1 protein-coding gene is annotated in these 458 nt (G+C 62.7%); it reads left to right on the forward strand.

Features of this window, described 5'->3' with window-relative positions:
• The coding region (locus ABE456_RS28530; protein ID WP_346646911.1) for a POTRA domain-containing protein at window positions 1–458 on the forward strand (458 nt) is incomplete at both ends.

The following is a 458-nucleotide window of genomic DNA, read 5'->3' on the forward strand; positions in this document are numbered from 1 at the left end:
TATTCTCGCGCAAGGTGATGACCACCACGTCCGAGCTGATCACCCGCCGCCTGGGTAACGAAGGCTATACCTTCGCCAACGTCAACGGCGTGCCACAGCCGAACGACCAGGGCCACACGGTAGACATCATGTTCGTGGTCGACCCGGGCAAGCGTGCCTACGTCAACCGCATCAACTACCGCGGCAACACCAAGACCGAAGACGAAGTACTGCGCCGCGAAATGCGCCAGATGGAAGGTGGCTGGGCCTCGACTTACCTGATCGACCAGTCCAAGACCCGCCTGGAGCGCCTGGGCTTCTTCAAGGAAGTCAACGTCGAGACCCCGCAGGTAGCCGGCACCGACGACCAGGTCGACGTCAACTACAGCGTCGAAGAGCAGGCCTCCGGCTCGATCACCGCCAGCGTCGGTTTCGCCCAGAGCGCCGGCCTGATCCTCGGTGGTTCGATCAGCCAGAGC

Origin of the sequence: Pseudomonas sp. TWI929, assembly GCF_039673335.1 — a bacterium.
Classification (GTDB): Bacteria; Pseudomonadota; Gammaproteobacteria; order Pseudomonadales; family Pseudomonadaceae; genus Aquipseudomonas.